The organism is Mesorhizobium sangaii, from assembly GCF_014207355.1.
In the GTDB taxonomy this organism is placed as follows: Bacteria; Pseudomonadota; Alphaproteobacteria; order Rhizobiales; family Rhizobiaceae; genus Mesorhizobium; species Mesorhizobium sangaii.
Map to the genome: position 1 here is coordinate 289412 of NZ_JACHEF010000001.1, position 26281 is coordinate 315692.

Annotated in this window: 28 protein-coding genes; 3 read left to right on the top strand and 25 right to left on the bottom strand. The window is 63.4% G+C overall.

Going from position 1 to position 26281, the window contains the following annotated elements:
• Nucleotides 1-175 precede the first annotated feature (175 nt).
• From HNQ71_RS01545 to HNQ71_RS01555, 3 genes are all read right to left on the bottom strand, one after another.
• Nucleotides 176-1756, bottom strand: coding sequence for a putative bifunctional diguanylate cyclase/phosphodiesterase (locus tag HNQ71_RS01545; RefSeq protein WP_184870863.1), 1581 nt, complete (start codon nucleotides 1754-1756; stop codon nucleotides 176-178).
• A gap of 88 nt (nucleotides 1757-1844) precedes the next feature.
• Nucleotides 1845-2303 carry a YbaK/EbsC family protein gene (locus HNQ71_RS01550; protein ID WP_184870864.1) on the bottom strand — a complete coding sequence of 153 codons (459 nt, stop codon included), beginning with the start codon at nucleotides 2301-2303 and terminating at the stop codon, nucleotides 1845-1847.
• A 174-nt stretch (nucleotides 2304-2477) separates the two neighbouring features.
• Nucleotides 2478-2762: a helix-turn-helix domain-containing protein gene (locus HNQ71_RS01555; protein ID WP_184870865.1), complete on the bottom strand. Its 285-nt coding sequence runs from the start codon at nucleotides 2760-2762 to the stop codon at nucleotides 2478-2480.
• A gap of 282 nt (nucleotides 2763-3044) precedes the next feature.
• Between HNQ71_RS01555 and HNQ71_RS01560 the strand changes: the two genes are divergently transcribed.
• Both HNQ71_RS01560 and HNQ71_RS01565 read left to right on the top strand, forming a co-directional pair.
• Complete coding sequence (locus HNQ71_RS01560) at nucleotides 3045-3659, top strand: hypothetical protein (protein ID WP_184870866.1); 615 nt, start codon at nucleotides 3045-3047, stop codon at nucleotides 3657-3659.
• Nucleotides 3660-3850: 191 nt separating this feature from the next.
• Nucleotides 3851-4057, top strand: a complete 207-nt coding sequence (locus HNQ71_RS01565; protein WP_184872295.1) for a hypothetical protein — start codon at nucleotides 3851-3853, stop codon at nucleotides 4055-4057.
• A 78-nt stretch (nucleotides 4058-4135) separates the two neighbouring features.
• Here the strand turns inward: HNQ71_RS01565 and HNQ71_RS01570 are convergent, their stop codons facing one another.
• From HNQ71_RS01570 to HNQ71_RS01600, 7 genes are all read right to left on the bottom strand, one after another.
• On the bottom strand, nucleotides 4136-4438 hold the full coding sequence (locus tag HNQ71_RS01570) for a hypothetical protein (protein ID WP_184870867.1): 303 nt from the start codon (nucleotides 4436-4438) through the stop codon (nucleotides 4136-4138).
• Nucleotides 4439-4530: 92 nt separating this feature from the next.
• Nucleotides 4531-5070: a MerR family transcriptional regulator gene (locus HNQ71_RS01575; protein WP_184870868.1), complete on the bottom strand. Its 540-nt coding sequence runs from the start codon at nucleotides 5068-5070 to the stop codon at nucleotides 4531-4533.
• 132 nt (nucleotides 5071-5202) lie between these two features.
• A complete protein-coding gene (locus HNQ71_RS01580; protein ID WP_111545727.1) occupies nucleotides 5203-5526 on the bottom strand; it encodes an integration host factor subunit alpha in 324 nt (107 codons plus the stop codon).
• Nucleotides 5527-5629: 103 nt separating this feature from the next.
• Nucleotides 5630-6601, bottom strand: a complete 972-nt coding sequence (locus HNQ71_RS01585) for a beta-ketoacyl-ACP synthase III (RefSeq protein WP_184870869.1) — start codon at nucleotides 6599-6601, stop codon at nucleotides 5630-5632.
• Nucleotides 6602-6610: 9 nt separating this feature from the next.
• Nucleotides 6611-7681, bottom strand: coding sequence for a phosphate acyltransferase PlsX (plsX, locus tag HNQ71_RS01590; RefSeq protein ID WP_095081177.1), 1071 nt, complete (start codon nucleotides 7679-7681; stop codon nucleotides 6611-6613).
• Nucleotides 7682-7794: 113 nt separating this feature from the next.
• Nucleotides 7795-8343, bottom strand: a complete 549-nt coding sequence (locus tag HNQ71_RS01595) for a YceD family protein (RefSeq protein WP_184870870.1) — start codon at nucleotides 8341-8343, stop codon at nucleotides 7795-7797.
• Nucleotides 8344-8346: 3 nt separating this feature from the next.
• Entirely contained in the window at nucleotides 8347-8889 is a 543-nt protein-coding gene (locus HNQ71_RS01600; protein WP_184870871.1) for a ubiquinol-cytochrome C chaperone family protein, read from the bottom strand.
• Between the two features lie 114 nt (nucleotides 8890-9003).
• Here HNQ71_RS01600 and HNQ71_RS01605 point away from each other — a divergent pair, with 114 nt between their 5' ends.
• Complete coding sequence (locus HNQ71_RS01605; protein ID WP_184870872.1) at nucleotides 9004-9522, top strand: outer membrane protein assembly factor BamE; 519 nt, start codon at nucleotides 9004-9006, stop codon at nucleotides 9520-9522.
• 263 nt (nucleotides 9523-9785) lie between these two features.
• Here the strand turns inward: HNQ71_RS01605 and HNQ71_RS01610 are convergent, their stop codons facing one another.
• The 15 genes from HNQ71_RS01610 to HNQ71_RS01680 form a co-directional block, all read right to left on the bottom strand.
• Nucleotides 9786-11927, bottom strand: coding sequence for a sodium-translocating pyrophosphatase (locus HNQ71_RS01610; RefSeq protein ID WP_184870873.1), 2142 nt, complete (start codon nucleotides 11925-11927; stop codon nucleotides 9786-9788).
• A gap of 239 nt (nucleotides 11928-12166) precedes the next feature.
• Nucleotides 12167-12916, bottom strand: coding sequence for an ABC transporter permease subunit (locus HNQ71_RS01615; RefSeq protein ID WP_184870874.1), 750 nt, complete (start codon nucleotides 12914-12916; stop codon nucleotides 12167-12169).
• Nucleotides 12913-13851, bottom strand: a complete 939-nt coding sequence (locus tag HNQ71_RS01620) for an ABC transporter ATP-binding protein (protein ID WP_184870875.1) — start codon at nucleotides 13849-13851, stop codon at nucleotides 12913-12915. Before HNQ71_RS01620 ends, HNQ71_RS01615 begins: the two co-directional genes overlap by 4 nt.
• Entirely contained in the window at nucleotides 13848-15011 is a 1164-nt protein-coding gene (locus HNQ71_RS01625) for an ABC transporter permease subunit (RefSeq protein WP_184870876.1), read from the bottom strand. The genes HNQ71_RS01620 and HNQ71_RS01625 overlap by 4 nt, the downstream gene beginning before the upstream one ends.
• Nucleotides 15012-15066: 55 nt before the next feature.
• A complete protein-coding gene (gene osmF, locus HNQ71_RS01630; RefSeq protein WP_184870877.1) occupies nucleotides 15067-15978 on the bottom strand; it encodes a glycine betaine ABC transporter substrate-binding protein OsmF in 912 nt (303 codons plus the stop codon).
• Nucleotides 15979-16153: 175 nt separating this feature from the next.
• On the bottom strand, nucleotides 16154-17371 hold the full coding sequence (locus HNQ71_RS01635) for an MFS transporter (RefSeq protein ID WP_184870878.1): 1218 nt from the start codon (nucleotides 17369-17371) through the stop codon (nucleotides 16154-16156).
• On the bottom strand, nucleotides 17368-17868 hold the full coding sequence (nusB, locus tag HNQ71_RS01640; protein WP_095081158.1) for a transcription antitermination factor NusB: 501 nt from the start codon (nucleotides 17866-17868) through the stop codon (nucleotides 17368-17370). Before nusB ends, HNQ71_RS01635 begins: the two co-directional genes overlap by 4 nt.
• 5 nt (nucleotides 17869-17873) lie before the next feature.
• Nucleotides 17874-18329, bottom strand: a complete 456-nt coding sequence (ribH, locus tag HNQ71_RS01645; RefSeq protein WP_184870879.1) for a 6,7-dimethyl-8-ribityllumazine synthase — start codon at nucleotides 18327-18329, stop codon at nucleotides 17874-17876.
• 112 nt (nucleotides 18330-18441) lie between these two features.
• Complete coding sequence (locus HNQ71_RS01650; RefSeq protein WP_184870880.1) at nucleotides 18442-19059, bottom strand: riboflavin synthase; 618 nt, start codon at nucleotides 19057-19059, stop codon at nucleotides 18442-18444.
• Nucleotides 19060-19070: 11 nt separating this feature from the next.
• Entirely contained in the window at nucleotides 19071-20189 is a 1119-nt protein-coding gene (ribD, locus tag HNQ71_RS01655) for a bifunctional diaminohydroxyphosphoribosylaminopyrimidine deaminase/5-amino-6-(5-phosphoribosylamino)uracil reductase RibD (RefSeq protein WP_184870881.1), read from the bottom strand.
• Nucleotides 20190-20191: 2 nt separating this feature from the next.
• Nucleotides 20192-20671: a transcriptional regulator NrdR gene (gene nrdR / locus HNQ71_RS01660; RefSeq protein ID WP_095081151.1), complete on the bottom strand. Its 480-nt coding sequence runs from the start codon at nucleotides 20669-20671 to the stop codon at nucleotides 20192-20194.
• Between the two features lie 159 nt (nucleotides 20672-20830).
• Nucleotides 20831-21466: a hypothetical protein gene (locus tag HNQ71_RS01665; protein WP_184870882.1), complete on the bottom strand. Its 636-nt coding sequence runs from the start codon at nucleotides 21464-21466 to the stop codon at nucleotides 20831-20833.
• A gap of 75 nt (nucleotides 21467-21541) precedes the next feature.
• Nucleotides 21542-22855, bottom strand: a complete 1314-nt coding sequence (gene glyA, locus HNQ71_RS01670) for a serine hydroxymethyltransferase (protein ID WP_184870883.1) — start codon at nucleotides 22853-22855, stop codon at nucleotides 21542-21544.
• A gap of 174 nt (nucleotides 22856-23029) precedes the next feature.
• Nucleotides 23030-24676 (bottom strand): Na+/H+ antiporter, encoded by a 1647-nt coding sequence (locus HNQ71_RS01675; protein WP_184870884.1) that lies wholly within the window; start codon nucleotides 24674-24676, stop codon nucleotides 23030-23032.
• Nucleotides 24677-24817: 141 nt separating this feature from the next.
• Nucleotides 24818-26071: a L,D-transpeptidase family protein gene (locus tag HNQ71_RS01680; RefSeq protein WP_184870885.1), complete on the bottom strand. Its 1254-nt coding sequence runs from the start codon at nucleotides 26069-26071 to the stop codon at nucleotides 24818-24820.
• Nucleotides 26072-26281: the final 210 nt, after the last annotated feature.

Genomic DNA, 26281 nt, shown 5'->3' on the forward strand with positions numbered 1-26281 from the left:
GCATACTGGCTCAACGAAAATCGGGGCTGGTGACATCTCCTCGCGCGGGAATTTGCCGGCGCGTCGAGGCCGAACCGATAGCGAGTCGAACGGAACCCACCAGCGCGCGTTTTCTGCCGCCCACTGTCCTGCAGCGCCGAAGCAGCTGCGTCGTTGGCTTCGCCAAGATCGTCCTTCAGACGGTTAAGCGGATCGGGGTTGGTTGTCCGTTCAGCTGCCGGCGCGCTTCGTCAGCGGTAACAGCTCTGCTGAACAGGAAACCCAGACCCTGCTGACAGCCCTCGTTCACGAGCATTGTTTGCTGCTGTTCGTTCTGAACACCTTCGGCGGCGACCGTCAGCCCCAGGCCAGAGCCGAGCCCGACCAGCGCGCGAACGATCGCCGCGCTCTCGGGATTCTCAGCCATCAACTGCACAAAGCTCCGATCGATCTTGATGGTGTCCAACTTGAAATTGCGCAAATGATAAAGGCTCGAATATCCCGTTCCGAAATTGTTGAGCGCGATTTTCACTCCGGTTTCGTGGATAGCGCCGAGAACGCGCTTGGCGGCTTCGAGGTCGGCAACCAAGGCGCTTTCGGTAATCTCCAATTCTAGACGGGATGCCGGCAGTCCGCTCTCCCCGAGAATGGCTACAATGCGCAGTCCAAATGTGTCGTCCTTGAGAAGCGCCGGAGGGATACCAAGGGACAGCGTGACATTCCCTCCCCAGCCGGGTGCATCCCGACAGGCGGTGCGCAGAAGGTCGTCCACAAGCGCCTGAACAAGACCCGTGGTCTCTGCGATGGCGACGAGGCGCGCCGTGTCCAACTCCCCACATTGGTCATGCATCCATCGCGCCGTGGCTTCGAAGCTGATGATCGCCCCACTCTTCAGGTCGATCCGCGGTTGGTAGACGACTTCCAGTTTGTTCGTATCGATCGCCGCACGAAGATCGCGCTCCAGGACGTCGCGCTCCCGGATACGGTGGTCCATCTCCTCCTCGAAGAAGCGGAGTGCGCTTCGACCGAGTGCCTTGGCGCGATAGAGCGCGACATCCGCTTTGCGCAGGAGCGTTTCAGCGTCCGTCCCATCGGTGGGTGCCAGCGCGATACCGATCCCGGCGCCGATCGCATGCTCACCCGCACCCGTGTGCACGGGATTTTTCAAGGCTTCGATTATCCTCAGAGCCAAGGTTGCGGCGGCCTCGGCACCAGCCAGATGGCGAGCCAGGATCGCGAACTCGTCACCGCCCAATCGCGCCACCATATCGTTGTCGCGAATTGCCCTGCGGAGGCGGATCGCTGTCTGGACCAGCGCCTCGTCACCGGTAGGATGATCATGAAGGTCGTTGATGCGCTTGAAACCGTTGAGATCGAGCATGAACACCGCATGCACGGCGTCGGCACCAGGAGGAGCCGCGAGAGCCGCGTTCAGCGCAGCGTCGAACTGGCGCCGATTGGGCAGGCCAGTCAGGGTGTCCTCGAAAGCAAGGGCGCGGGCTTGTTCTTCGGCGATGCGCCGGCGGCCAATCTCACGCCTCTGTGCGCGAAGACGCGACCATCCAAACAAGGCAAAGCCCAGCGCGCAGACGGCGAATATCTCGTCAAGCTCAAAGGTCAGATTCCGCTCGGCAGCGGATTCGTTCGGAAAGGCGTCAAATTGCCATATGCCGAACCCGGCTGCGATCACGACAGCGGCTATCATGGCGATATCGGTCAGAGTGAAGCGATACCGGATGATCATCTCCTTAAGCCAGAGCGAAAAGCGGAAATTCATGGTTGAGCTCCAGCCCGATATTGGCCTGGTTGGCTGAATGATCGCTTAACATCTTCTGGACGCAGCGGTGCAGGGCATTGCCAGATCGTTATTGGCAGACATCGACCCATTCGGCGCTGGTGAGCTCGACCATGCGCTGCGGGCCGAGCCGCACGGCGGCGTTGGTGGCGCCGGCGGCGGGCACGACCTCGTCGAATTCGCGCAGCGATACGTCGCAATAGACTGGCAGCGGCGCCGGCAGGCCGAACGGGCAGACACCGCCGACCGGGTGGCTGGTTGCTTCGACAACCTCCGCGGCGTCGAGCATGCGCGGCTTGCCGCCGAACTGGTCCTTGAACTTGCGGTTGTCCAGCCTGGCGATGCCGCTGGTCACCACCAGCATGGTGCGCTCGCCGACGCGCAGGCAGATCGTCTTGGCGATTTGCGCCGGCAGCACGCCATGTGCCTCGGCCGCCAGCGCCACCGTCGCCGAGCTCGCTTGCGTCACGATGACATCGATGTCGGGTGCCCGAGCGGCGAAGAAGGCACGAACGGATTCCAGGCTCATCTCGAAAACCCATAGTTCAGGACTTGATGGACAGCGGATCGGATCGGCGCGCGTATAAACACGTGCGACATACAAATCGGCAAGCCCCGGGTTGCGGCAGGGCGGCTGCCGCACCGCAAAAACAAACCCGCCAAGGCTAGCCTTGGCGGGTTGTCGGGCATGCCTGTTGTTGAATTATGCCAGGGATCGACCTTGCGCGGCCGGCGTGTGCACAGCCGAAGCGATCAAAGCGTCCTGGGGAAGTCGAAGCGCGGACACAATACGACGCAGCTTCGACGGATCGGTCACCTTACCGCTCTCGATATCCTCAATCTCGTCGGCAGCCAGACCGCATGTCAGGGAAAGCTTTTCCACACTGTAGCCGCGGGTCTCCCGCATCGCTCTGAGGGTGCTGTAATCCGGCCCGATCTCATTGGCTACCGATTCGGAGAGGGCTTCGCGTTTTGCAGTGTTGGGCATTGGCAACTCCGTAAGCTGAAAGAGTTTGATCAAATGACGAAGTTGCCTGAGACGATCGGGAACATGCCCGCTCGCCGGCGATTTGCCAAGTACCAATCTGACCGTCACGCTATCGTGAAGCGGCGCCTTGCGCGGTTGGCTCGCGCACACGTCACGATCAAGTTGTTTTGACCGTCCAATCGCGCTTTGTCCGGCAGTTTCGCCGCGCCCGTTCGTTATTTCCGAGTTGCTGGCCTGAAAACCATCCGGTTCCAGCCAGCCGTTCCCGGAAGGATCTCTGCAATGAACTTGAAGACACTCATCGTCGTGCTCGGCACGATTTCCAGCCTTTCCGCTGCCGCCGCGGGCAGTGCTCAAGCGGCGGACACGCTGCGCGTGCGCGGCACTGTGGCCAGTTTCGAGCCATCGCTGCTCACCGTGAAAACCCGCCAGGGTGACACCTCCGCCATCAAGCTCAATGCCGGCTGGACGATATCAGGCGTCGCCAACGCATCCGTGAAGGACATCAAGCAAGGCGATTTCCTCGGCATCGCCTCCGTTTCGAAAGCCGATGGCGGCAGCGGCGCGCTGGAGGTGGTGGTCTTTCCGGCAGCCATGAAAGGCACCGGTGAGGGCGACCGCCCTTGGGACCTGCAGCCAAACAGCCGCATGACCAACGGCACCGTGGCCGACGTCACCGATATAGACGGCCGAGCCGTCACGCTGACCTATGACAATGGGCAGACGAAGAAGATTTCGATACCCGACACCACGCCTGTCGTGACCTTCGCGCCGGCCACGCCGACCGACCTCAAGCCAGGTGCGACGGTCGTCGTCACCGCTGAGCGCGAGGCTGACGGCACGCTGAGTTCCGGCCGCGTGGTGGTCGGAAACAATGGCGTGGCCCCGCCAATGTAGGCAAAACAGGCGGAAAAGCATGGCCTTTCGGCCTTGGCGATGATGATGGTGGAAGCCCGGCTTGCGTAGAAACAGTTCAGAAACACGATTCTACAATCGGGAAATATCGAGGAAAAAAATCAGGAGCGTAATCCCATTCGCGGCGATCGGGTCATCGATCCGATCGACATGCTGAAAAAGGAAAACGACCCATGAAGAAGTCCCTCCTCTCGGCCCTCGGGCTTGCGGTTGCGCTTGCTTTCACGGCGCCAGTGATCGGCGCGACGAATGCGGATGCTGCCCCGGCCTCGATGGCAAAGCATCATCATCGTCATCACCATCATCCCTACCATCCTGTCCATCACCGGCATCACTACCATCATCACCACCACATGAAGCCGATGGTGAAGAAGGCCTAAGCATACCAGACTGCCAACGAGAAGACCGGCCTTGGCTTCTTGTTCAAGGCCGGTCTTCTCGTTGCAAGGCGATACGATTTAACGCCGGCTGAACAGCAGGCTGGCAACGAGACCGACCACCACAAGGCCGACCGCGGCGGCCGCCGCCGGATGGTCGCGCGCCGATTTCTCGATGACCCTGCCCTGCTTGCGGATGGCCGGCATCGCATCCCGTAGACGCCCTGCGAGATCGGAATAGGCGTCGAGCGCGGCGTCGCGACCGTCTTCGTAATAGGCGCCGCCCCGCCGGGACACCGCTTTCTTCAGGTTGGCCAATTCCCTGGTGAGAGCCGCGACCTGCTTGTCGAGGTCGATGTCCGAGAGGGTCGAATACGATGCCATGACGTGTTTCCTTGCATTGCTGAAAGGAAACGTAACGCCCCACGCCAAGGCGGGTTCCGGATTTCGAGAGGCCGATATTGATCTGACCGCGGTCAGCGCACCTGATCGAGCAGGCGCTTGCATTCCAGGAGGTCGAACAGCGCTTCCTGCAGCAAGGCGCGATTGTCTCGCGAGAGCTTCGAGGCGTCAGGCTGAACCGGACCGTCCTCATCGCCTTTGCCCAGGCCGAAAAAGCGGCGGCTCGGCTTGACGCGTGGCTGGCCAACCAGCTCGTCATCCATGCCGCGCGGCTGGGCCGCAGGCGTCAGCGGCACTTGATCGGCCTGCCGTCGCTGCGAGATCGCCTCGACGGCGGCCATGTCGCCATTGCCGATGGCGACCAGGAAATGATTGCCGTTCTCGCGCAGCAGCTTCTGCACGCCCTTGATGGTGTAGCCCTGGTCGTAGAGCATATGGCGGATGCCCTTGATCAGTTCGACATCCTGCGGCCGGTAGTAACGGCGGCCGCCACCGCGCTTCATCGGCTTGATCTGGTTGAAACGCGTTTCCCAGAAGCGCAGCACATGCTGCGGCAGGTCGAGATCTTCGGCCACCTCGCTGATGGTACGAAAGGCGTCGGGGCTCTTGTCCATGGGCGAATCCTCACGCTGGACGATGATCCGGCTTACCTGCCGAATCGGGCTTTATTTCAGCGGTTTGTGAAACAATATTCAAGCCCGGCGTCACGGCCCGGCGCCAGTTTTCAACCGCGCAGATGATAGAGCCTACTTGCCGCCCTTGGCCTTGCCGCTTTGATGGGACCGCAAGATGCGGCTCTTCAGCACGTTCGACGACTTGAAGGTCATCACCCGGCGCGGCAGGATCGGCACCTCTTCGCCAGTCTTGGGATTGCGGCCGATGCGCTCGTTCTTGGAACGGACGTGGAATGTCGCGAAGGACGACAGCTTCACCGTCTCGCCACGCACGATCGCTTCGCAGATCTCGTCCAGCACCGCTTCGACAAGTTCGGCCGATTCAGTGCGCGATAAGCCGACCTTCCGGTAAACAGCCTCGGCAAGGTCGGCGCGCGTAAGTGTCTTTCCCCCCATGCGACCGTCCCATCAGCTCAAAACATTAAATTCGGCACAACAACGGCAGAGCCTAAGTAATTGATCCGGCAAGGTCAAGGACCGAAACCGGACCGTTCGGCACTTACCAGCGAACCAGAACAGCACCCCAGGTGAAGCCACCACCCATGGCCTCCAGAAGCACGAGATCGCCCTTCTTGATGCGGCCGTCGGCCACGGCCACCGACAACGCCAGCGGCACGGAAGCAGCCGAGGTGTTACCGTGCAAATCGACCGTCACCACCACCTTTTGCTCGGCTATCCCGAGCTTCTTGGCGGAAGCGTCAATAATTCGTTTATTGGCCTGGTGCGGCACGAACCAGTCGAGATCATCGGCCGATATGCCGGCTTGCGAGAATGTCGCCTCGATGACGTCGGTGATCATCCCGACCGCGTGCTTGAAGACTTCGCGGCCCTCCATCCTGAGATGGCCGACCGTGCCCGTGGTCGACGGCCCGCCGTCGACAAAGAGCTTCTCCTTGTGGATACCGTCGGAACGCAGGCTGGCCGCGAGGACGCCACGATCGGCGATCGCGCCAGTCCCCTCGCCGGCCTCCAGGATCATGGCACCGGCGCCGTCGCCGAACAGCACGCAAGTCGAGCGATCGCTCCAGTCGAGGATGCGCGAGAATGTTTCCGAGCCGATCACCAGGACGCGCTTGGCCAGGCCGCCACGGATGTAGAGATCGGCGGTCGTCACCGCATAGACGAAGCCGGAGCAGACCGCCTGCATGTCGAAAGCAAAACCGTGATGCATTCCGAGCCGGTTCTGGATCTCGACGGCGGTCGCCGGAAAAGTGTTATTGGGCGTCGAGGTCGCCAGCACGATCACGTCGATGTCGGCGGGCGTCAGCCCGGCATCGGCGAGTGCGGAACGCGCCGCCGCTTCACCCAGCGAAGCCGTCGTCTCGTCATCACCGGCGATATGGCGCTGGCGGATGCCGGTGCGCTGGGCGATCCATTCGTCGGAGGTTTCCACCATGCCTTCGAAATCGGCATTCTTCATGATTCGGCGGGGCAGCGCGGCGCCCGTGCCGCGCACGACTGATCTGATCAAAGTTCTTTCCTATTCCTTTGCGTCGATAACGACGTCGGATTTCCTAGATGTCTGAGTATGCGGATTGCGCGCATGAAACAGGTCCAGATCCGCCTCGATGCGGTCGAGCAGATTGTTGCGAACCATATCGTAGGCCAGTTCGATCGCCGCGGCGAAACCATCCGAATCGGCTCCGCCGTGGCTCTTCACAACGATCCCGTTCAATCCCAGGAAAACGCCACCATTCGAGCGCCCGACATCCATCTTTTCACGCAATCGGTTGAAGGCACCCTTGGCGAAGACGTAGCCGATCCTGGCCATCAGGGTGCGGCTCATCGCGGCGCGCAGATAGCCCGCTATCTGGCGCGCCGTTCCTTCCGCCGTCTTCAAGGCGATATTGCCGGCAAAGCCCTCGGTCACCACAACGTCGACCGTGCCCTTGCCGATATCGTCGCCTTCGACAAAGCCATGATAATTCATCGAGGCCATGTTGGCCTCGCGCAGCATGCGCCCCGCTTCCTTGACTTCTTCCTGGCCCTTGATCTCCTCGACACCGACATTGAGCAGGCCAACCGTCGGTCGCGTGATGCCGAAGACCGAGCGCGCCATGCCGGTGCCGAGAATGGCGAAATCAATCAGCTGATGGGCGTCGGCACCAATAGTGGCGCCGACGTCGAGCACCACGCTTTCGCCACGCGTCGTCGGCCAAAGCGCTGCAATCGCCGGCCGTTCGATGGTGGCCATGGTGCGCAGGCAGAATTTCGACATCGCCATCAGGGCGCCGGTATTGCCGGCGGAGACACAGGCGTCCGCCGACGCTGCCTTGACAGCTTCGACAGCCTTCCACATCGACGACTTCCAGCGGCCGTGGCGCAGCGCCTGGCTAGGCTTGTCGTCCATCCTGACCGCGATCTCGCAGTGGAAGAATTCACTGATCTCGGCCAGCTTCGGGAATTTGGCCAGTTCAGGGCGCACCACCTCTTCACGTCCAAAGATGACGAAGCGGATGTCGGGACGGCGGGTCGCGACCGTCATGAGCGCCGGAATGACCACGGCTGGTCCGTGATCGCCGCCCATGGCATCGATGGAAATCCTGATCACGCGGTATTCATCTCACGGTTAGGCGGCAGATCGCTTTAGTGGTCGCGAAGGTTCGGCGAAAATAGCGGTTTTGGGCTGCCGCACAACCGACTTTTCCGTCGCGGGCGTGGTTTTCAGGATTTTCCCAGCAAGGATCGCAGTTTTTGCTGAAATTCATTCTCCGCCGGTTCGGTCTCGCCGCCGGCATCCAGAGACGCGCCCTGCTTGCGCGGATAAGGGTCGATCGCCAGTCCGAAGAACTGCTCGGCGAGCGCCCCGACATCGATGGTGTCGCCGGAAAATGTTTCGGGACCGTCCGGTCCGTCCGCGTCGAGCAGGATCTCGCCGCCGGCATCGAAACCCTGCCGTCCGAGCTTGGAGTCCTCGGGCAGCAACAGCGCTTCGACCGGCTCGTCGATATGCGCTTCGACAGGCTCGAGCGTGACGATGCAGGCCTGGGTGATGTCGGCTTCGACGCGACCGCTGACCTTCACGCCATTGCGCTTCCATGACGTCACCAGAAGCTCGGCGCGATAGGCTTCGACCGACAGCAGCCCGTGCTCCTCGGCCAGCGCCGCGCGCTGCGCCGCGTCGGCCTCGATCACCACCGGCAACCCCTTGTGCGGCAGACGGGCGATGTTTGCGCGAAACGATACCGGGCTTTGCGGGTCAATGTGTTTCATCGATCAACCTCCGTTGGCGACGGGAAACGCCACCGTGCCGGAGACAATCGATTCGGATGGCTGGGTGGCCAGCTGATCGCGGGCGGCGGTGACATAATTGGCCAGCAGCGACGCTTCCGGCCAGGCGCCGGCGTCGGGCCGGACATTGCGGGCAAGGGCCGCGGTGAGCCCGTCAAGGTCGTTTCTTTCCAGGGCATCATCGTAGGCGGCGGTTCGGCCATAGAACATCTTTGCCAGCTTTTTCATGCGTTTGGGCACGCCGACATCGCCGATGCCCAATTCCCGCAGCGAATGATCGACATCGAGGAAGAACTCGTCGATCAGCACCTGGGCAACCTCTTGCGCCACGCCGTTCTCGCCGCGCAAGCGGTGCTGGAACAGGAACATGTGCAGCGACACCATCTCGAAACGGCCAAGCGGCGTATCGGGCACATTCCAGTGGGAATAAAACACAGTCTGCCGCGCCGCCGCCACGATTTGTCCGTAAAGCGCCTCGGTGATAGCGCGGTTGGCATGGCGTTCGCGGCCAAAAAAGCGCTGGAACATTGGGGATGGTCTCCCGGGGACCGTTTGTTGAAGTGGCCTTGTTGCATCGGCCTGCAAGCTGGTTTACCGGTTTTGCGGCCCAGCGCAAGTTGCGGCCAGCTAATGGAGTTGTTGTTGCGCGCGCTGAATTTCAAGTCGACCTTCTCGTCCCGGCCCGCCGGTGCGATCTCGCTGCTGGTGATTGTTTCGGCTCTGTCCGCCTGCCACACCTCCAAGATGATCGGTGACCTCAGCCCGAGTGAAACCCTCACCCAGGGCTACGTCATCGACCAGCAGGCGATCGACCTGGTGCCGGTCGGCTCGAGCCGCGAGCAGGTGCTTTTGGCGCTCGGCACGCCATCGACGACGGCAACCTTCGACAACGAGGCGTTCTATTACATTTCGCAGACCCGCAAGCGCTACGTCGCCTTCGACAAGCCGCACCTCATTGACCAGCATGTGCTGGCGGTCTATTTCGGCCCCGACAGTCGCGTCACCCAGATCGCCAATTACGGCTTGAAGGACGGCAAGGTGTTCGACTTCATCTCGCGCACCACGCCGACGGGCGGCAAGGACCAGAACTTCCTCAGCCAGATCATCAACGGCGCCAGCAAGCTGGCCCCCGGCATCCCGGGCGGCGGCGGCACTCCCTAATCTCAGACCTGCCTTCCCCTCGAGGAGAGCAGCACCATCTCAGGCGACCAAAAACCCGTGGGAGCGATCCTGCGGGTTTTTGTTATGGACGATCGGTCAATGCAAGGCGACGGATGCTTTGCTGCAGGTCTCCTGCCGCCGAAACGTGAGCCGCGACCGCGAGGGCCCGGGCGAACAAAACCGCTGAAGAGTCGCCGTGTCATCGCCGCAACAAAAAACCCGCGGGGATCGCTCCCCGCGGGTTTTGTCTTGGGGCCAGTCGCTTAGCCGTGCGCGAGCACGGCCAGCAGCAGCAACGCGACGATGTTGGTGATCTTGATCGCCGGGTTGACGGCGGGACCGGCGGTGTCCTTGTAGGGATCGCCGACCGTGTCGCCGGTCACCGAAGCCTTGTGCGCCTCGGAACCCTTGAGATGCTTGACGCCGTCCTTGTCGACAAAGCCGTCTTCGAACGACTTCTTGGCGTTGTCCCAGGCGCCGCCGCCTGAGGTCATCGAGATGGCGACGAAGAGGCCGTTGACGATGACGCCGAGCAGCGAGGCGCCGAGGGCGGCAAAGGCTGACGCCTTCGAGCCCGAGATCAGCAGCACGCCGAAATAGACGACCAGCGGCGCCAGCACCGGCAGCAGCGACGGGATGATCATCTCGCGGATCGCCGCCTTGGTCAGCAGATCGACCGCGCGAGCGTAGTTAGGCTTCGAGGTACCGGCCATGATGCCCGGATCCTCGCGGAACTGCTTGCGCACCTCCTCGACGATGGCGCCGGCCGCACGGCCGACAGCCGTCATGGCGATGCCGCCGAACAGATACGGGATAAGGCCGCCGAAGATCAGGCCGGCAACGACGTAGGGATTGGAGAGATCGAAGGAGATCTCGCCCATGCCCTGGAAGTACGGATATTTGTCGCCATTGGCGGCAAAGAACTTCAGGTCGTTCGAGTAGGCGGCAAACAGCACCAGCGCGCCGAGACCGGCCGAACCGATGGCGTAGCCCTTGGTCACCGCCTTGGTGGTGTTGCCCACCGCGTCGAGAGCATCGGTGGAGTGGCGCACTTCCTTGGGCAGGCCGGCCATTTCGGCAATGCCGCCGGCATTGTCGGTGACCGGGCCGAAGGCGTCGAGCGCAACGATCATGCCGGCGAGGCCGAGCATCGTCGTGACCGCGATCGCCGTGCCGTAGAGGCCGGCGAGCTGATAGGTAGAGATGATGCCGGCGACGATGACGATCGCCGGCAGCGCCGTCGATTCCAGCGAGACCGCAAGGCCCTGGATGACGTTGGTGCCGTGACCGGTCACCGACGCCTGGGCGATGGAGTTGACCGGGCGCTTGTTGGTGCCGGTGTAGTATTCGGTGATCACCACGATCAAACCGGTCACCACGAGGCCGACCAGGCCGCAGATGAACAGGTTCTTGCCGGTGACGGCCATGCCGGCAACCACGCCGATCTCGCCCCAACCCAGGGTAACCGAGGTGGCGACGCCGAGGCCGACGATGGACAACAGGCCGGTGACGATCAGGCCCTTGTAGAGTGCGCCCATGATCGAGCCGTTGGAGCCCAGCTTGACGAAGAAGGTGCCGACGATCGAGGTCAGGATGCAGGCGCCGCAGATGGCGAGCGGATAGAGCATCGCCGCCCCCAGAACGGCGGTGCCGCCGAAGAAGATGGCGCCTAGGACCATGGTGGCGACGACGGTCACCGCATAGGTCTCGAACAGGTCGGCGGCCATGCCGGCGCAGTCGCCGACATTGTCGCCGACATTGTCGGCGATGGTGGCCGGGTTGCGCGGATCGTCTTCGGGAATACCGGCTTCGACCTTGCCGACCAGATCGCCGCCGACGTCGGCGCCCTTGGTGAAAATACCGCCGCCGAGACGGGCGAAGATCGAGATCAGCGAAGCGCCGAAGCCGAGCGAAACCAGCGAGTCGATGACGATGCGGTCATTGGGCTGAAGGCCCATGAAATGGGTGAGGATGAGGTAGTAGATCGACACGCCGAGCAGCGCCAGGCCAGCGACCAGCATGCCGGTGATGGCGCCCGACTTGAAAGCGATGTCGAGACCAGCGGCGAGGCTGTTGGAGGCCGCCTGCGCGGTGCGCACATTGGCCCGCACCGAAACGTGCATGCCGATGAAACCGGCGGCGCCCGACAGGACGGCGCCGATCAGGAAGCCAACCGCGGCGGTGATGGAAAGCAGCCACCAGGCGAGTATGAGCACGACGACGCCGACGAGGGCGATCGTGGTGTACTGGCGCGCCAGATAGGCCTGCGCGCCCTCGCGGATAGCCGCGGAGATTTCCTGCATGCGTGCATTGCCCTGATCGGCCGCGAGGACCGAACGTGTCGCCCAGATGGCGTAGAGGACAGAAAGCAGACCGCAGGCGATGACGGCGGAAATAATTGTCATTGCCGGATTTTCCTCGATTGATGGCCCAAAAGAACCCCTCCCTGGGCCGTTGAGACAAAGACGGACCCCGTGCACGGAATCCGCCTCTTCGCAGCGGTGTATGCGAAACAGGGCTGCGAACGTCAAGATATTGTTCGGTTTTTGCCCGGCTTTCGCCCAAAAGGCATAGGGCCACGAGACGGCGGCCATCGGCATTGTCCTATTAGATCGATTGAAATCGATCTAGACGTAGCGCGTGGCTACTCGACTTCGCGGCCCATGCGGCGGGCCGTGTAGCGTTCGACCGCCGAAAGACCGTCATAGATCAGCACGGCAAGGGCTGCCACGATCAGGCCGCCCTGCAGGATGAAGGCGAGGTTGTTGGACAACAGGCCAGCGATGATGACCTCGCCCAGCGTCTTGGCGGCGACGGTCGAGCCGATGGTGGCGGTGGCAAGGCTGATCACCACCGACAGCCTGATGCCGCCAAGGATGATCGGGGCGCTGAGCGGCAGTTCGACCTTGGTGAGCCTTTGCCAACCGGTCATGCCGGCACCGCGCGCCGCCTCCATGACATTGGCCGGCAATGTCGTCAGGCCGGTCAACGCATTCTCGAAGATCGGCAACAGGCCATAGAGAAACAGCGCGATCAGCGTTGGTTTTTCGCCGAAGCCAACCGCCGGCACGGCAAGCGCCAGCACCGCCACCGGCGGAAAGGTCTGGCCGATGTTGACCAGGCTGCGCGACAGCGGCAGGAACTCGGCGCCGGCCGGCCTCGTCACCAGGATGGCCAGTGCGACCGCGACGACGGTCGCAGCCACCGTGGCGATCAGCACGATGCGCAAATGCAGCAATGTCAGCGTCAGCAAGCTGCCCTGATTGTAGATCACCGGCGCATTGTTCTCGGTCAGCGGCTTCAGCAGCGGCTCGAACCACCCGGGACTGGTGACGAAGGCAACCAACAGCACCACCAAAGCCAGCCTGAGCAGCGATGGAAACCAGGCCTTCACGCCGGCCTCGCCGCGCGCTTGACCAGACCGTCGACGGTGACGCGGCCAAGTGGCTTGCCGTCGGCGCCCTTGACCGGCAGCGCCGGCCTGCCCGACCACAACAATTCGGCCAGCGCATCGCGCTGGCTGGCATCGCCCGGGATCGCCTCGCCTTCGGCGGAGCCGTTCTCGACGGCGTCGCGCACGCGGCCGAGCGACAAGAGCCGGAACGGCCTTTCGCTGGCGCCGACCAGGGTCTCGACGAAGTCACTGGCCGGATTTGCCAGGATCTCCGCGGGTTTGGCGTATTGCACAAGCTTGCCGGCATCCATGACGGCGATCTTGTCGCCCATATGGACGGCCTCTTCCATGTCGTGGGTGACGAGAATGATGGTGGTGCCGAAGCGCTTCTGGATCGCCAGCAGATCTTCCTGCGCCTTGTTGCGGATGATCGGATCGAGCGCGCCGAACGGTTCGTCCATCAACAGCACGTTGGGCTCGGCGGCGAGCGCGCGGGCAACGCCGACGCGCTGCTGCTGGCCGCCGGACAGTTCGTGCGGGTAGCGCGGCCCGAACGCTTCGGGATCGAGCTGGTAGAGCGTCATCAACTCGTCGACGCGGGCCTTGATGCGGGCCTTGTCCCAGCCGAGCAGCACCGGCACGGTGGCTATGTTCTGCGCCACCGTTCTATGTGGAAACAGGCCGTGGCCCTGGATGGCGTAGCCGATGCTGCGGCGCAGTTCGTAACCGGGCAGCGAGCTATTGTCCGCGCCATCGAACTTGATGACGCCAGCCGTCGGCTCGACCAGCCGGTTGATCATGCGCAATAGCGTCGTCTTACCGGAACCGGACGTGCCGACAATGACGCAAACCGTACGCGGCTCGATGACCATCGAGACGTCATCGACCACCGTTGTCGCATCGTAGCGCTTGGTAATGCCTTCGATCTCGATCATGCCGTTTCAACCCTGCGCTTGGTGGCGGTCATTTCGATCACCGCGTCGAGAATGATGGCAGCGGCGAACGCGAGTGCGACCGTCGGCACGGCGCCGAGCAGCACCAGATCCATCGCCGTCTGGCCAACACCCTGGAAAACGAACACGCCGAAACCACCGCCACCGATGAGCGCGGCAATGGTGGCGAGGCCGATGTTCTGGACCAGAACGATACGGATGCCGGTGAGGATCACCGGGAAGGCCAGCGGAAACTCGACGCCGAACAGGCGCTGCCTGTCGGTCATGCCCATGCCGCGCGCCGCGTCGTTGGCGGCGCGCGGCACGCCGGCGAGCCCGACCACGGTGTTGGCCACCACCGGCAACAGTGAATAGAGGAAAAGAGCGACGAAAGCCGGTGCCGTGCCGATGCCGCGAATGCCAAGCGCGGCAGCCCCCGGCACATGCGTCGCGACCCAGCCGAGTGGTGCGATCAGCAGGCCGAACAGTGCGATCGAGGGAATGGTCTGGATGATGTTGAGGACGTTGAGCACGCCGGCGCGCAGCCTTTCGACGCGATGGCACAGGATGCCGAGCGGCAGGCCAATGATCACGGCCGCAGCCAGGGAACCGAGCGCCAGCGTCACATGCTTGGAGCCTTCGGCCCAAAAACTGTCGGCGCGGTTGGCGTATTCCTTGAGGATCGACAGGCTATCCCAGCGTCCAGAAATCAACAGCAGGCCGATCGCCAAAGCCGCCACGACAAGCACGCCAATCCGTGCCAATGGCGACAGGTTCAGCCGTGTCAGCACGTCGGCCACAAGAAGCGTGAAGGCGAAGATCAGGATCCAGAAACCGGAGGCAGGCGACACTCTCGCAAAGGTGTCGCCGGCCGGCGTGAGAAATGTGCCGGCGACTCCGATCAGCAGCGCCAGCGCGGCAAGCACCACCACGCTGGCGGCAAGGCGCAGGACAAGCGGTGTCTTGAACAGCGCGATAAGTGCGGCGGCGACGATGATGGCGAGCAGCAGAGTGCCGGTCGCCGTCGGCAGCGCCTCGAGAATCGAGCGTGCTTGGCCGGGAACGATGCGGTTGGCGCGGAACGTGGCAAAAGGCGCGACGAACGCCGCGTATGCCACTATCGCGGCGATGACCACGCCGAGCTTGTCGAACCGGATCTGCACGCCCTCCCCCGTCAGTCGATCCGGCGCACCACGGATGCGGCGCGCCGGAATCGTCCTACTTCAGGAAGCCGTTCTTTTTCAGGAAGTCCTCGGCCACGCCCTTGACCGGCTCACCGCCGACCTGCACGCGACCGTTCAGCTCTTGCAGCGTCACCAGGTCGAGCTTGGCGAAGACCGGCTTCAGCAGCGTCTCGATCTCGGGATGTTCCTTGAGCACCTTTTCGCGGATGATCGGCGCCGGCTGGTAGACCGGCTGCACGCCCTTGTCGTCGTCGAGCACGACCAGGCCGGACGGTGCGATGCCGCCATCGGTGCCATAGACCATGGCGGCATTCGCCCCGCTGGTCTGATTGGCGGCGGCTGCGATGGTTGCCGCCGTGTCGCCGCCGGACAGCGTGATCAACTGGTCCGGCTTCAGCGTGAAGCCGTAAGCGGTCTGGAAGGCCGGAAGTGCGGCCGCCGAATTGACGAACTCGGCGGATGCCGCCAGCACAACCTGGCCGCCGCCCCCGACATACTTGCCGAAGTCGGTGAGCGTGGCGAGCTTGTTGGTCTCGGCGACATCCTTGCGCAGCGCGATCGCCCAGGTGTTGTTGGCCGGCGACGGCGACAGCCAAACGATCTTGTTGGCGTCGTAGTCGAGCTTCTTGGCCGTCTCATAGGCCTTGGCGGCATCCTTCCAGACCGGGTCGTCGGCTTTCTCGAAGAAGAAGGCGGCGTTGCCGGTGTATTCGGGATAGATGTCGATCTCGCCGGCGGTGATCGCCTTGCGGACCACCGGCGTGCCGCCGAGTTGGATACGGTCTGATGTCTTGATGTTGTTGGCGTTGAGAACGAGCTGGATGATGTTGCCGAGCACACCGCCCTCGGTGTCGATCTTCGAGGAGACTACCACCTGGGCACTGGCGGAAGCCGCCGTGATGCCGAGCGCCAATGCCGCGCTGGCCAAAACCTTGACTGAAAACATTGTGAAATCCCTTGCTGTGAACCGGAATGCGGCGGCCGCATATGAGCATGGCTTCAACGGCCAGTCGGGGCACACGGTTTCATAACATCTGGTACAGACGCAATAATTTTGTTCGAGCGCGGCAGATTCGACCCGCACCATGCTGACACGTCGTGTCAGGCATGCGGCGACCGGATCAGGCGTCGGCTTTGCGCAGACCCGTCAACTTGAGCGCGCCGAGGGCGACGAAGCACAGAACGGTGACAGGGAAGACCATCCAGTTCAGCATGGTCCAGCCCCAGGCGTTGTAAACCATGCCCGACATCAGCGACGCGCAAGCGACAGAGCCGAACAGGACGAAGTCGTGGAAGCCCTGCACCTTGCCCTTCTCCGACGGCCGGTAGCTGACCGCCACCATCGCCGTGGCGCCGATGAAGCTGAAATTCCAGCCAAGGCCGAGCAGGATCAGCGACGTCCAGAATTGCCACAGCGCCAAGCCCGACAGAGCGACAATGGCGCAGCCGATGAGCAGGATCAGCCCGATGGCGACGATCCGTTCGGCGCCGAAGCGATGGATCAGCGAGCCGGTGAAGAAGCTCGGCGCGAACATCGCCATGACGTGCCAGGAAATGCCGAGCGTCGCGTCGTCCTCCGACAGGCCGCAGCCGACCATCGCCAGCGGCGCGCCGGTCATGACGAAGCTCATCAGCGCATAGCTGCCGACGGCGCAGAACAGCGCCGCGACGAAGCGCGGGTGGGTAACGATTTCAACCAACGGCCTGGCATCGCCATCGGTGACCTCAACCTTGCCGGATACCTTCGCCGGCAAGCGCAGGAACGACAGGATGATGGCGCCGACCGCCGCCAGCGGCAGGATGGCGGCGAACGAACCGGCAAACATCACCGGCGCGAACGATTCACGGGTGAAGATGACGATTTGCGGCCCCAGCACAGCGGTGACAATGCCGCCGGCCAGCACGAAGGAGATGGCGCGCGCCTTGAATTGCGGCGGCGCATTGTCTGCGGCGGCAAAACGGAACTGCTGGACAAAGGCGCCGCCGACGCCGATCACCAGCAGGCCGAAGGCGAACAGCCAGAAACTGCCGTGGAAAAGCGCTGCTGTCGCAACCAGTCCGCCAAGCGCAGTGACGATCGTGCCGGTCATGAACCCGCCGCGCTGGCCCATGCCGCGGATGATGGCCGCTGCCGGCAGCGCGCCGAGCGCCACGCCGATGTTGAAGCCGGTGATCGGCGCCGTTGCCAGCGACTTGTCGGGACCGAGCAGGTATTGCCCAGCCAGCCCCCCCATGGAGATGGCGATTGGGGCCGCCGAACCGATGATCGCCTGCGATGCGGCAAGGATCAATGCGGTGCGCCGCGCATCCTTGCCTGCCTCGACGGCGATTGCCGTCATGATGCGTCCTTGCCGCGCCCCTCGCCACGCACCCGGCGAGACACACGGTCAAGCACAGCATTGACCAGCTTCGGCTCGTCTTCCTCGTAGAAAGCCTTGGCGATGTCGACATATTCGGAGACGATGACGGCGACGGGGACATCCTCGCGCTTCATCAGCTCGTAGACGCCGGCGCGCAGAATGGCGCGCAGCGTCGAATCGAGCCTCGACAGCGGCCAGTCCTCGGTCAGTGCCTGGCGGATGATCGGATCGACCGTCTTCTGGTTCTCGACGACACCGGCGAGGATAGCGCGAAACCATTGCGCGTCAGCCTCGCGGTAGAGCGCGCCGTCGACTTCCTTGCCAAGACGAAAGGCTTCGTATTCGGCGGTGATCTCGAAGACGCCGCTGCCGGCGACATCCATCTGATAGAGCGCCTGCACGGCGGCCAGCCGGGCAGCGCCGCGCTTGTTGGCCTGGCGCACCGGTGGTCGGTCGTTGTCTCCGGATTGCGTCACGCCGGTCAGGCTCCGAGCCGTTTCTTCACGGCGATCATGGACAGCGCGGCACGGGCCGCAAAGCCACCCTTGTCGCCTTCCGTGCGCCGGGCACGGGTCCAGGCCTGTTCGTCGTTTTCGGTGGTCAGGATGCCGTTGCCGATGCAGATCGATTCCTGCACGGACATATCCATCAGGGCGCGTGCGGATTCGTTGGCGACGATATCGAAATGATGCGTCTCACCGCGGATGACGGTGCCAAGCGCGACAAAGCCGTCATAATCGGTGCCCTCACCCTCGGCGGCATCGAGCGCGAAGGAGATCACGGCCGGAATTTCCAGCGCGCCCGGCACGGTGACGACATCGTACTTGGCGCCGGCTTCGTCGAGCGCACCCTTGGCGCCTTCGAGCAGCGCGTCCGCCAGATCATCATAGAAGCGAGCTTCGATGATCAGCAGCTTGAGTTTGTTGTTCCTTGGCATTTTGTATCACGTCTCCGGCGGAGCCGGTGACTTAGGCCGAAGCCCGTTTGATCGCAAGCAGAAGATGTTGCACGTGCCCAGTTTGCCGCTGAAGTCCGTCCGACTGTGACCGTCAAAGCCCCTCTTTCGCGGCCTCCACCAGCCGCGCCGCGTAGCGGGCCATGGAGTCGATCTCGAGATTGACGCGGTCGCCAACCCTGCGCTCGCCCCAGGTGGTCACGGTCAGCGAGTGGTGGATCAAAAGCACGTCGAAGCGCGTGCCTTCCACCTTGTTGACGGTGAGCGAGGTGCCGTCGAGCGCGACGGAGCCTTTCGGTGCAATGAACTTCGCCAAATCGCGCGGCGCTTCGAGGGTAAAACGTACCGCGTCCCCTTCATCCCTACGCTCGATGATCTCGGCCATGCCGTCGACATGGCCCGAAACGATGTGACCACCAAGTTCGTCGCCGATCTTCAGCGCTCGCTCGAGATTAATCCGCGTGCCCGATTTCCAATTCGTCGCCGTCGTCAGCCTGAGCGCCTCTTCCCAGGCCTCGACCTCAAACCAGCGTGCGTTCATGCCGCTGTCGGGCAACGCGGTGACCGTTAGGCAGACACCGCCGCAGGAGATCGAGGCGCCAATGGCGATGGTTTCGGGATCGTACGCGGTGTCGATGCGCAGCCCCACCCCTTCCCTCAGCGGCTTGACGGCCGCGACGCTGCCGACATCGGTGACAATTCCGGTAAACATCGGTGTTGATCCTAAATATCTCTGATCCACTCGGCGTAGCTATCTTCGCCGAAACGCATGTCGCGGAGTTTGCGAAATCCTGCCGGGATATGGTCGGCATCGATCGGCGATGCAATGCCGTCGGCGCCGATCGCTTCCGATCCCTGGAACAGCACGATGCGGTCGACCAGCCCCTCGGCCAGGAAAGCGCTGGCAACCTTGGCGCCGCCCTCGACCAGAACACTGGCCATGCCGAGCGCGGCCAGATCCTCGAGCAGTTCCGGCAGTGCGACGCCGCCCTCATGCGTTTCGGTGCCGATGAAGCGCACCCCGGCGCGCTCCAGCATGGTCCGCCGCTGCGGATCGGCCTCCAGGCAAGCGGCGACATAGAGCGGCACCCGGTCCACGCCCGATACCAGCTTTGAGGCCTCCGGCAACCTGATCTGCCGGTCGAGCACGATGCGGGCCGGCGACCGGTTCTCCAGCCCCGGCAAGCGCACCGTGAGAGCCGGGTCATCCTCAAGGGCGGTGCCGATGCCGACCAATATGCCGTCGGCCTCGGCCCGCATCAGATACACTTCGCGACGGGCGACATCGCCGGTGATCGACACTTGCCCGCCGCCTTGCCTGCCGATCTTGCCATCGCTGGAAAGCGCAAGCTTGAGAATCACTTCGGGGCGTTTCCTCAGCGACCTGATCAAATAGCCGGCCATCTGTTCGGCGGCTTCCGCCGCCAGGACCTTTTCGACCACCTCGACCCCGGCGGCGCGCAGGATCGCGTAGCCCTTGCCGGACACGCGCGGATCGGGATCGCTGGCGGCGCCGACGACGCGCGCGACACCGGCGCTGACCAGCGCATTGGCGCAGGGCGGCGTGCGGCCATGGTGGGCGCAAGGTTCCAGCGTGACATAGGCGGTGGCGCCGCGCGCCAGCGCGCCGGCCTCGGCCAGCGCCTCCGTCTCGGCATGCGGGCGGCCGCCGACAGCGGTGACGCCGGCGCCGACGATCATCGGGCCATCGCCGTCGTCGCGCACGATCAGCGTGCCGACGGAAGGATTCGTCGCGGTGCGCCCGGCATGCTTCCGCGAAAGGCGGAGCGCCGCCGCCATGAAACGGCGATCAAGGCCGGCCTGTCTGTTGCTTGCAGTCATGCTCAGCCGGCGTCCTCTTCGCCCTTGATTTCGTCCCCCTTGAGCTCGCCGAGCAATTCGTGGAAATCCTTGGCCTCGCGAAAATTGCGGTAAACCGAGGCGAAGCGGACATAGGCGACATCGTCGAGCGACTTCAGCGCGTCCATGACCAGCCGGCCGACCTCGCCGGAGGCCACTTCGGTCTCGCCGGAGCTTTCGAGCTGGCGCACGATGCCGGTCACCGCGCGGTCGATGCGTTCGGGATCGACATTGCGCTTGCGAACGGCGATCTCCACCGAACGCAGCAGCTTGTCGCGGTCGAATGGCACTTTGCGACCGGATTTCTTGACCACGACGAGGTCGCGCAATTGCACGCGCTCGAAGGTCGTGAAGCGGCCGCCGCAATCGGGGCAAACGCGCCGCCTGCGGATCGCGGCGCCATCCTCGGCGGGGCGCGAATCCTTCACCTGCGTATCTTCTGACTGGCAATAGGGACAGCGCATGGAGAAGCCTTTGGTTGGCGAATCTGGTGAAGCGAAAGGCTTAGAGGTTTTTGCAACGATGGCAAAGCAGCCCCTCGCCCCTCAGAGCCGCTCGCCCTGAGAGATAGCGAGCTGCAAGCAAGATTGCCAGCGCCGCCAAGCAGCCGGACAGCGATGCCGTCAGGGGGCGACGTCGGTGGTCGGAAACCCGCACGATGAGCCGAGGCTGCGATAGGCCTTGGTGAAGCCGTCCATGGCTATGCTTCCAACCGGCGCGTCGCCAAAGGAGACATCGAGCACCGATGCACGGCGCATGACGCGCAAGAGCGCCAAGCTGGTCTTGGCCTGATTGTCCACGGTCCAGCTGAGCCGGCCGCCCACGGCGGCGCCGGAATGGAGCTTGGCGGCGACGTGGCCTTTGTCATCGCCGAAGGTTGCCGCGACCGACTTGCCCGTTGGCAGCGCCGTGTTGCCGACCGCAATGGTCAGGGACGGGTAGGCGGCCGGCGGCAGCGCATCGCCGTTCGTGATGATGAGCGTTATGGTCCCGCTCTCGCCGCCGGCGCCGACAAAGGCGGTCGAGGCGGCGCAGGTCTTGCGCATATCCTCGCCGGTATCGACCTCGTCGACCAGGGTCGACCATCTGCCGAAGGTTTCAAGCTTGGGCGCCGCGGGGGCTGGTGCCGCGGGTGCAGCCTGGGCGGGTGCCGGTTGCACAGGCGCGGTTTGCGCCGAGGCGATGCCGGAGAGCGGCAAGACAATCGAAGCGGCCAGGACGCCGGCAATGACAAGGTCGGCGAGACGAACAATTCGCATCAACAAGGCTCCTGTCGCAGCCTTGCCGCGACGGCGCTTTTCCGTCGCGGCAAGGTGATGAGACCTCCTATCTCGTTAGCCGAGATAGGGATAGAGCGGGAAGCGGTCGGTCAGCGCCATAACCTTGGCCTTGACCGCCGCTTCGACAGCGGCATTGCCCTCGTCGGAATTGGCGACCTTAAGACCGTCCAGCACTTCGGCGATCAGCTTGCCGATTTCGCGGAACTCGGCCTGGCCGAAGCCGCGCGTTGTGCCGGCCGGGGTGCCGAGGCGCACGCCCGAGGTGACGAAAGGCTTTTCCGGGTCGAACGGAATGCCGTTCTTGTTGCAGGTGATGTTGGCGCGGCCGAGCGCTGCCTCGGCGCGCTTGCCGGTGGCGTTCTTGGGGCGCAGATCGACCAGCATCAGATGGTTGTCGGTGCCGCCGGAGACGATATCGAGGCCGGTTTCCTTGAGGCTGGAGGCGAGCGCCTTGGCGTTGGCGGCGACGCTCTCGGCATAGACCTTGAAGCTTGGCTTCAGGGCTTCGCCGAAGGCCACTGCCTTGGCGGCGATGACATGCATCAGCGGGCCACCCTGCAGGCCGGGGAACACCGCAGAATTCATCTTCTTGGCGATGTCCTCGTCATTGCACAGGATCATGCCGCCGCGCGGGCCGCGCAACGATTTGTGCGTGGTGGTGGTCACCACATGGGCATGCGGCAGCGGCGACGGATGCACGCCGCCCGCCACTAGGCCAGCGATGTGCGCCATGTCGACCATCAGGTAGGCGCCAACCGCGTCGGCAATCTCGCGAAAACGCTTCCAGTCCCAGACGCGCGAATAGGCGGTGCCGCCGGCCAGGATCAGCTTCGGCTTGGTCTCGTGGGCGGTCTTCTCGATAGCATCCATGTCGAGCAGATGATCGTCCTGGCGCACGCCATAGGACACGACCTTGAACCATTTGCCGCTCATGTTGACCGGCGAGCCGTGGGTCAGGTGGCCGCCCGAATTGAGGTCGAGGCCCATGAAGGTGTCGCCGGGCTGCAAGAGCGCCAGGAACACCGCCTGGTTCATCTGGCTGCCGGAATTTGGCTGGACGTTGGCGAAGTTGCAGCCGAACAGTTTTTTCGCTCGCTCGATGGCCAGCTCCTCGGCGACGTCGACGAACTGGCAGCCGCCATAGTAGCGCTTGCCTGGATAGCCTTCGGCGTATTTGTTGGTCATGATCGAGCCCTGCGCCTCCAACACGGCGCGCGAGACGATGTTTTCAGAGGCGATCAGCTCGATCTCGTGGCGCTGGCGACCGAGTTCGTTGCGGATGGCGCCGAAGATCTCCGGATCGGCATCCTCCAGCGTGGTTTCGAAGAAGGATTCGAATTTGTTCGAGGCTGCCGCTGCTGTTGCCATGGCCTGAAATCCTTGGGTTCGGGGGCAATTTTTGATTCATGCATGTCGCCCAAAACCGCTACACACTTTTGGGCGACATGCATTCGCCGCGCCATTAACACAGTTGTTTTCGCCCCGCCACGTTTACAGCGCGAAATTTGCTGGCCGGTTTGCGCCAGCGAGGCGACGAGCGTGCTATTTCCGCGCCTGTAGTCCCTTCAGCAAGGCCTCGGTAAGCGTGATCTCGGTGAACAGAGCCCGCGCCGCATGGTCGTTGATCTCGCCGCGGCGCAGCATGGTGCGGACGGCGCCGCGCTCGGCCTCGATGCCGGCGAGCCTGAGCTCGAGTTCCAGCCGGCCGGCTTCGCGCGCTTCGGCGCGCGCCTCGTCGGCTTCTTGGGAAGCGGCGATACGGCGCCGATAGGCTGCGACAATCGCATCGGCAGCGGCAAGCCGGGCGCCAGGTACTTCGCCTCCTTCTTCGGTATCGGTTGCGGCGAGCAACTCGATGCGGGCGATTGCCGCCTTGGCCGCACCGACACGCGCCAGGCGCTCCTCCGCGGCACCGGCATCCTTGCCGGGCTCGACCAGCCCCCTGGCGATCGTCGGCAAGGCGAGACTGGCGAAGACCAGCGAGCAGATGATGACACCGGCGGCGAGGAAGATGACCAGGTCGCGCGCCGGGAACGGCGACCCGTCCGGCATGGCGAGCGGCAGCGACAGGATGCCGGCCAGCGTGATCGCGCCGCGCACGCCGGCCACCGACCCGGCGAGCCGCACGCGCAGCCCGAACGGCTCAACCTTGCGCTTGCCCAGACGCGCCGCGATCCCAGCAGCGATATCGCCTATCCATATCCACAGGAAGCGCAGCGCGATCAGGCACAGCGTCAGCGTGATGACGGTCGCGACCGGCTGGATGATCGGGTGCATGCTCATGAGTTCCGGCGGCACATGACGGATGATGTCGGGAAGCTGCAGCCCGAGCACGATGAAGAGAGCACCGTTGAAAATGAAGGAAAGCGTCGTCCATAGCGACATCGTCTGAATGCGCGCCGAGACGCCGAGGAAACGAAACACGCCGGAGCCACCGGTGAGCAGGCCGGCGGTGACCGCCCCGAGGATGCCGGACGCTCCGATGTGCTCGGCGCCGAGGTAGGCGATGAACGGCAACAGGATCATCACCAGCACCTGCGCCTCGGCCGGCACGCCGCCGATGCGGTTGAGCAATTGCAGCACCTTGGCGGCGACGAACAACGCCGCCACGCCGATCAGGATGCCGGCGCCAACGGCATAGAGGAAACTCAGCGATGCGGCGGCCAAGGAAAAGCTGCCGGTCAGGGCCGCCGCGACGGCGAAGCGGAACATGACCAGCCCCGAAGCGTCGTTGAGCAGCGATTCGCCTTCCAGAATGTGCATCAGCCGCGCCGGAACCAGGTTCCTGTCGACGATCGAGGACACGGCCACCGCATCGGTCGGCGACAGCACCGCGGCGAGCGCGAAGGCGACGACCAGTGGGATGCTCGGCACCAGCCAGTGCAAGGCGTAGCCGAAGCCGACGATGGTGAAGAACACCAGCCCGATGGCGAGATCCAGGATCGGTCCACGCAGCGCGATCAATTCACGCTTCGGCGCGCCATAGGCATCGCCGAACAGCAGCGGCGGAATGAACACCAGCAGGAACAGTTCCGGATCGATCTCGACATGGATGCCGCGCACTGGCCAGGCGAGTGCGGCACCCGTGGCAATCTGCAGCACCGGTAACGGCACCCGCACCAGGCGCACCAACGCGCCGGAAACGGCGACGAAGACGAGCACAACCAGAATGAAGACGGCGACATCCATGGTCCGGTTCCAGACTTGTCCGCCGACCATGCGCAAAGCCGGCCGATCCGTCCAGCCGCCCTCCCGCGAAAAAGCGCCGGGAATCCCAAGCAACGAAAAGGCCGCCCTGATGGCGGCCTTTTCTAGTAGAAAATCAGTTGTTTAAAGCGAAGAGGTGATCTGCAGCTCGTTGGCGCCGTCGAGCGCGTAGACGTCGTCGCGGAACTGCACGACGCCCGGGCCAGTCGACCAGGCCGAGAGATAGAGGAAATGCACCGGCACCGGGTTGGTAACCTGGATCGGCGTGTTTTCGCCGGTCTTGATCGCCGCCTCGAAATGCTGACGGTCCCAGCCGGGCGTGTCGCGCAGGATCCAGGTGACGAGATCGCGCACATTCTGCACGCGCACGCAGCCCGAGGAATCGAAACGCATCATCTTGCCGAACAGGCTCTGCTGCGGCGTGTCGTGCATGTAGACGCCGTCCGGGCTCGGGAAATTGATCTTCACCGACGCCATGGCATTGCCCGCGCCGGGATCCTGGCGGAAGCGATACTTGGCGGCGTCGTCGGTCGACCAGTCGACATTGAGCGGGTCGACCTCGCTGCCGTCGGGAGCGAACAGCCGGATATGGCTGTCCTTCAAGTAGTTGGGATCCTTCCGCATCAGCGGAATGATGTCCTTGCGGACGATCGAGACTGGCGCGTTCCAGTAGGGATTGACGATGATCTCGTTGATTTTGGAATTGACGATCGGCGTCTGGCGATCGATCTTGCCGACGATCGCGGTGTGGCGAAGCACTACGCGGTCATTCTCGACGGCTTCGATCTGCGCCGCCGGAATGTCGACCAGCACGTAGCGGCTGCCAAGCGTGCCAGCCTTCTCCTTCAGCCGCTGCAGGTTGGTCTGCAGCTGGCCAAGCCGGATCTGCGCCGAAACGTTTATCGCCAAGTAGGTGTATTTGCCCATGGAGCCGTCGGCAGGCAGGCCGTGACGCAACTGGAAGCGCTTGACCGCCGAGTCGACATAGGAATCGAAGGCCGTCGAAATACCGGCACTTTGCGCCAGGTCGCCAGAGACCATCAGGCGCTTGCGCAACGGCACGACATCGGGGTCATCGACGCCGAGCTGCAATTTCTTGGTGGCGGGGACCTCTACCCAACCGCCCTGGCTGACGATGTTCTGATATTGCGCCACTGCCTGCTCGGTAAAGGCGACGGTCTGCGGGCTGAAGATCGGCAGCGTCGAGGCCACCTTGCCGCCCTCGCTGGCGCGGGCGTCGAATTGGTCATCCCAATTGCCGCGTGCCGAGGATTTCAGGATATCACCGATGACATCCTGCGCATTGGCGCCGCCGGCGACCATCGCGGCTGCGAGCGCGGAGGCTCCGGAAAGGAAAAAGCGGCGGCTGGTTCTCATGGACGTTCCAGACATTCTTGTAGCGTTCGATCTGCTGCATTCGGTTTTCAGGGCGATGTTGCCCACACTCTAAAGTTGGCAATCTTAACAATTAGCCAACCATGTCCGTATCGGTTCGGCCACAAACGCTTGAGCCGCGACACGGGTTCCGGGTGAACGCACGGCCTTCACCACAGCATCACCGGCATCCTCGGTTCCATTTGAATATGG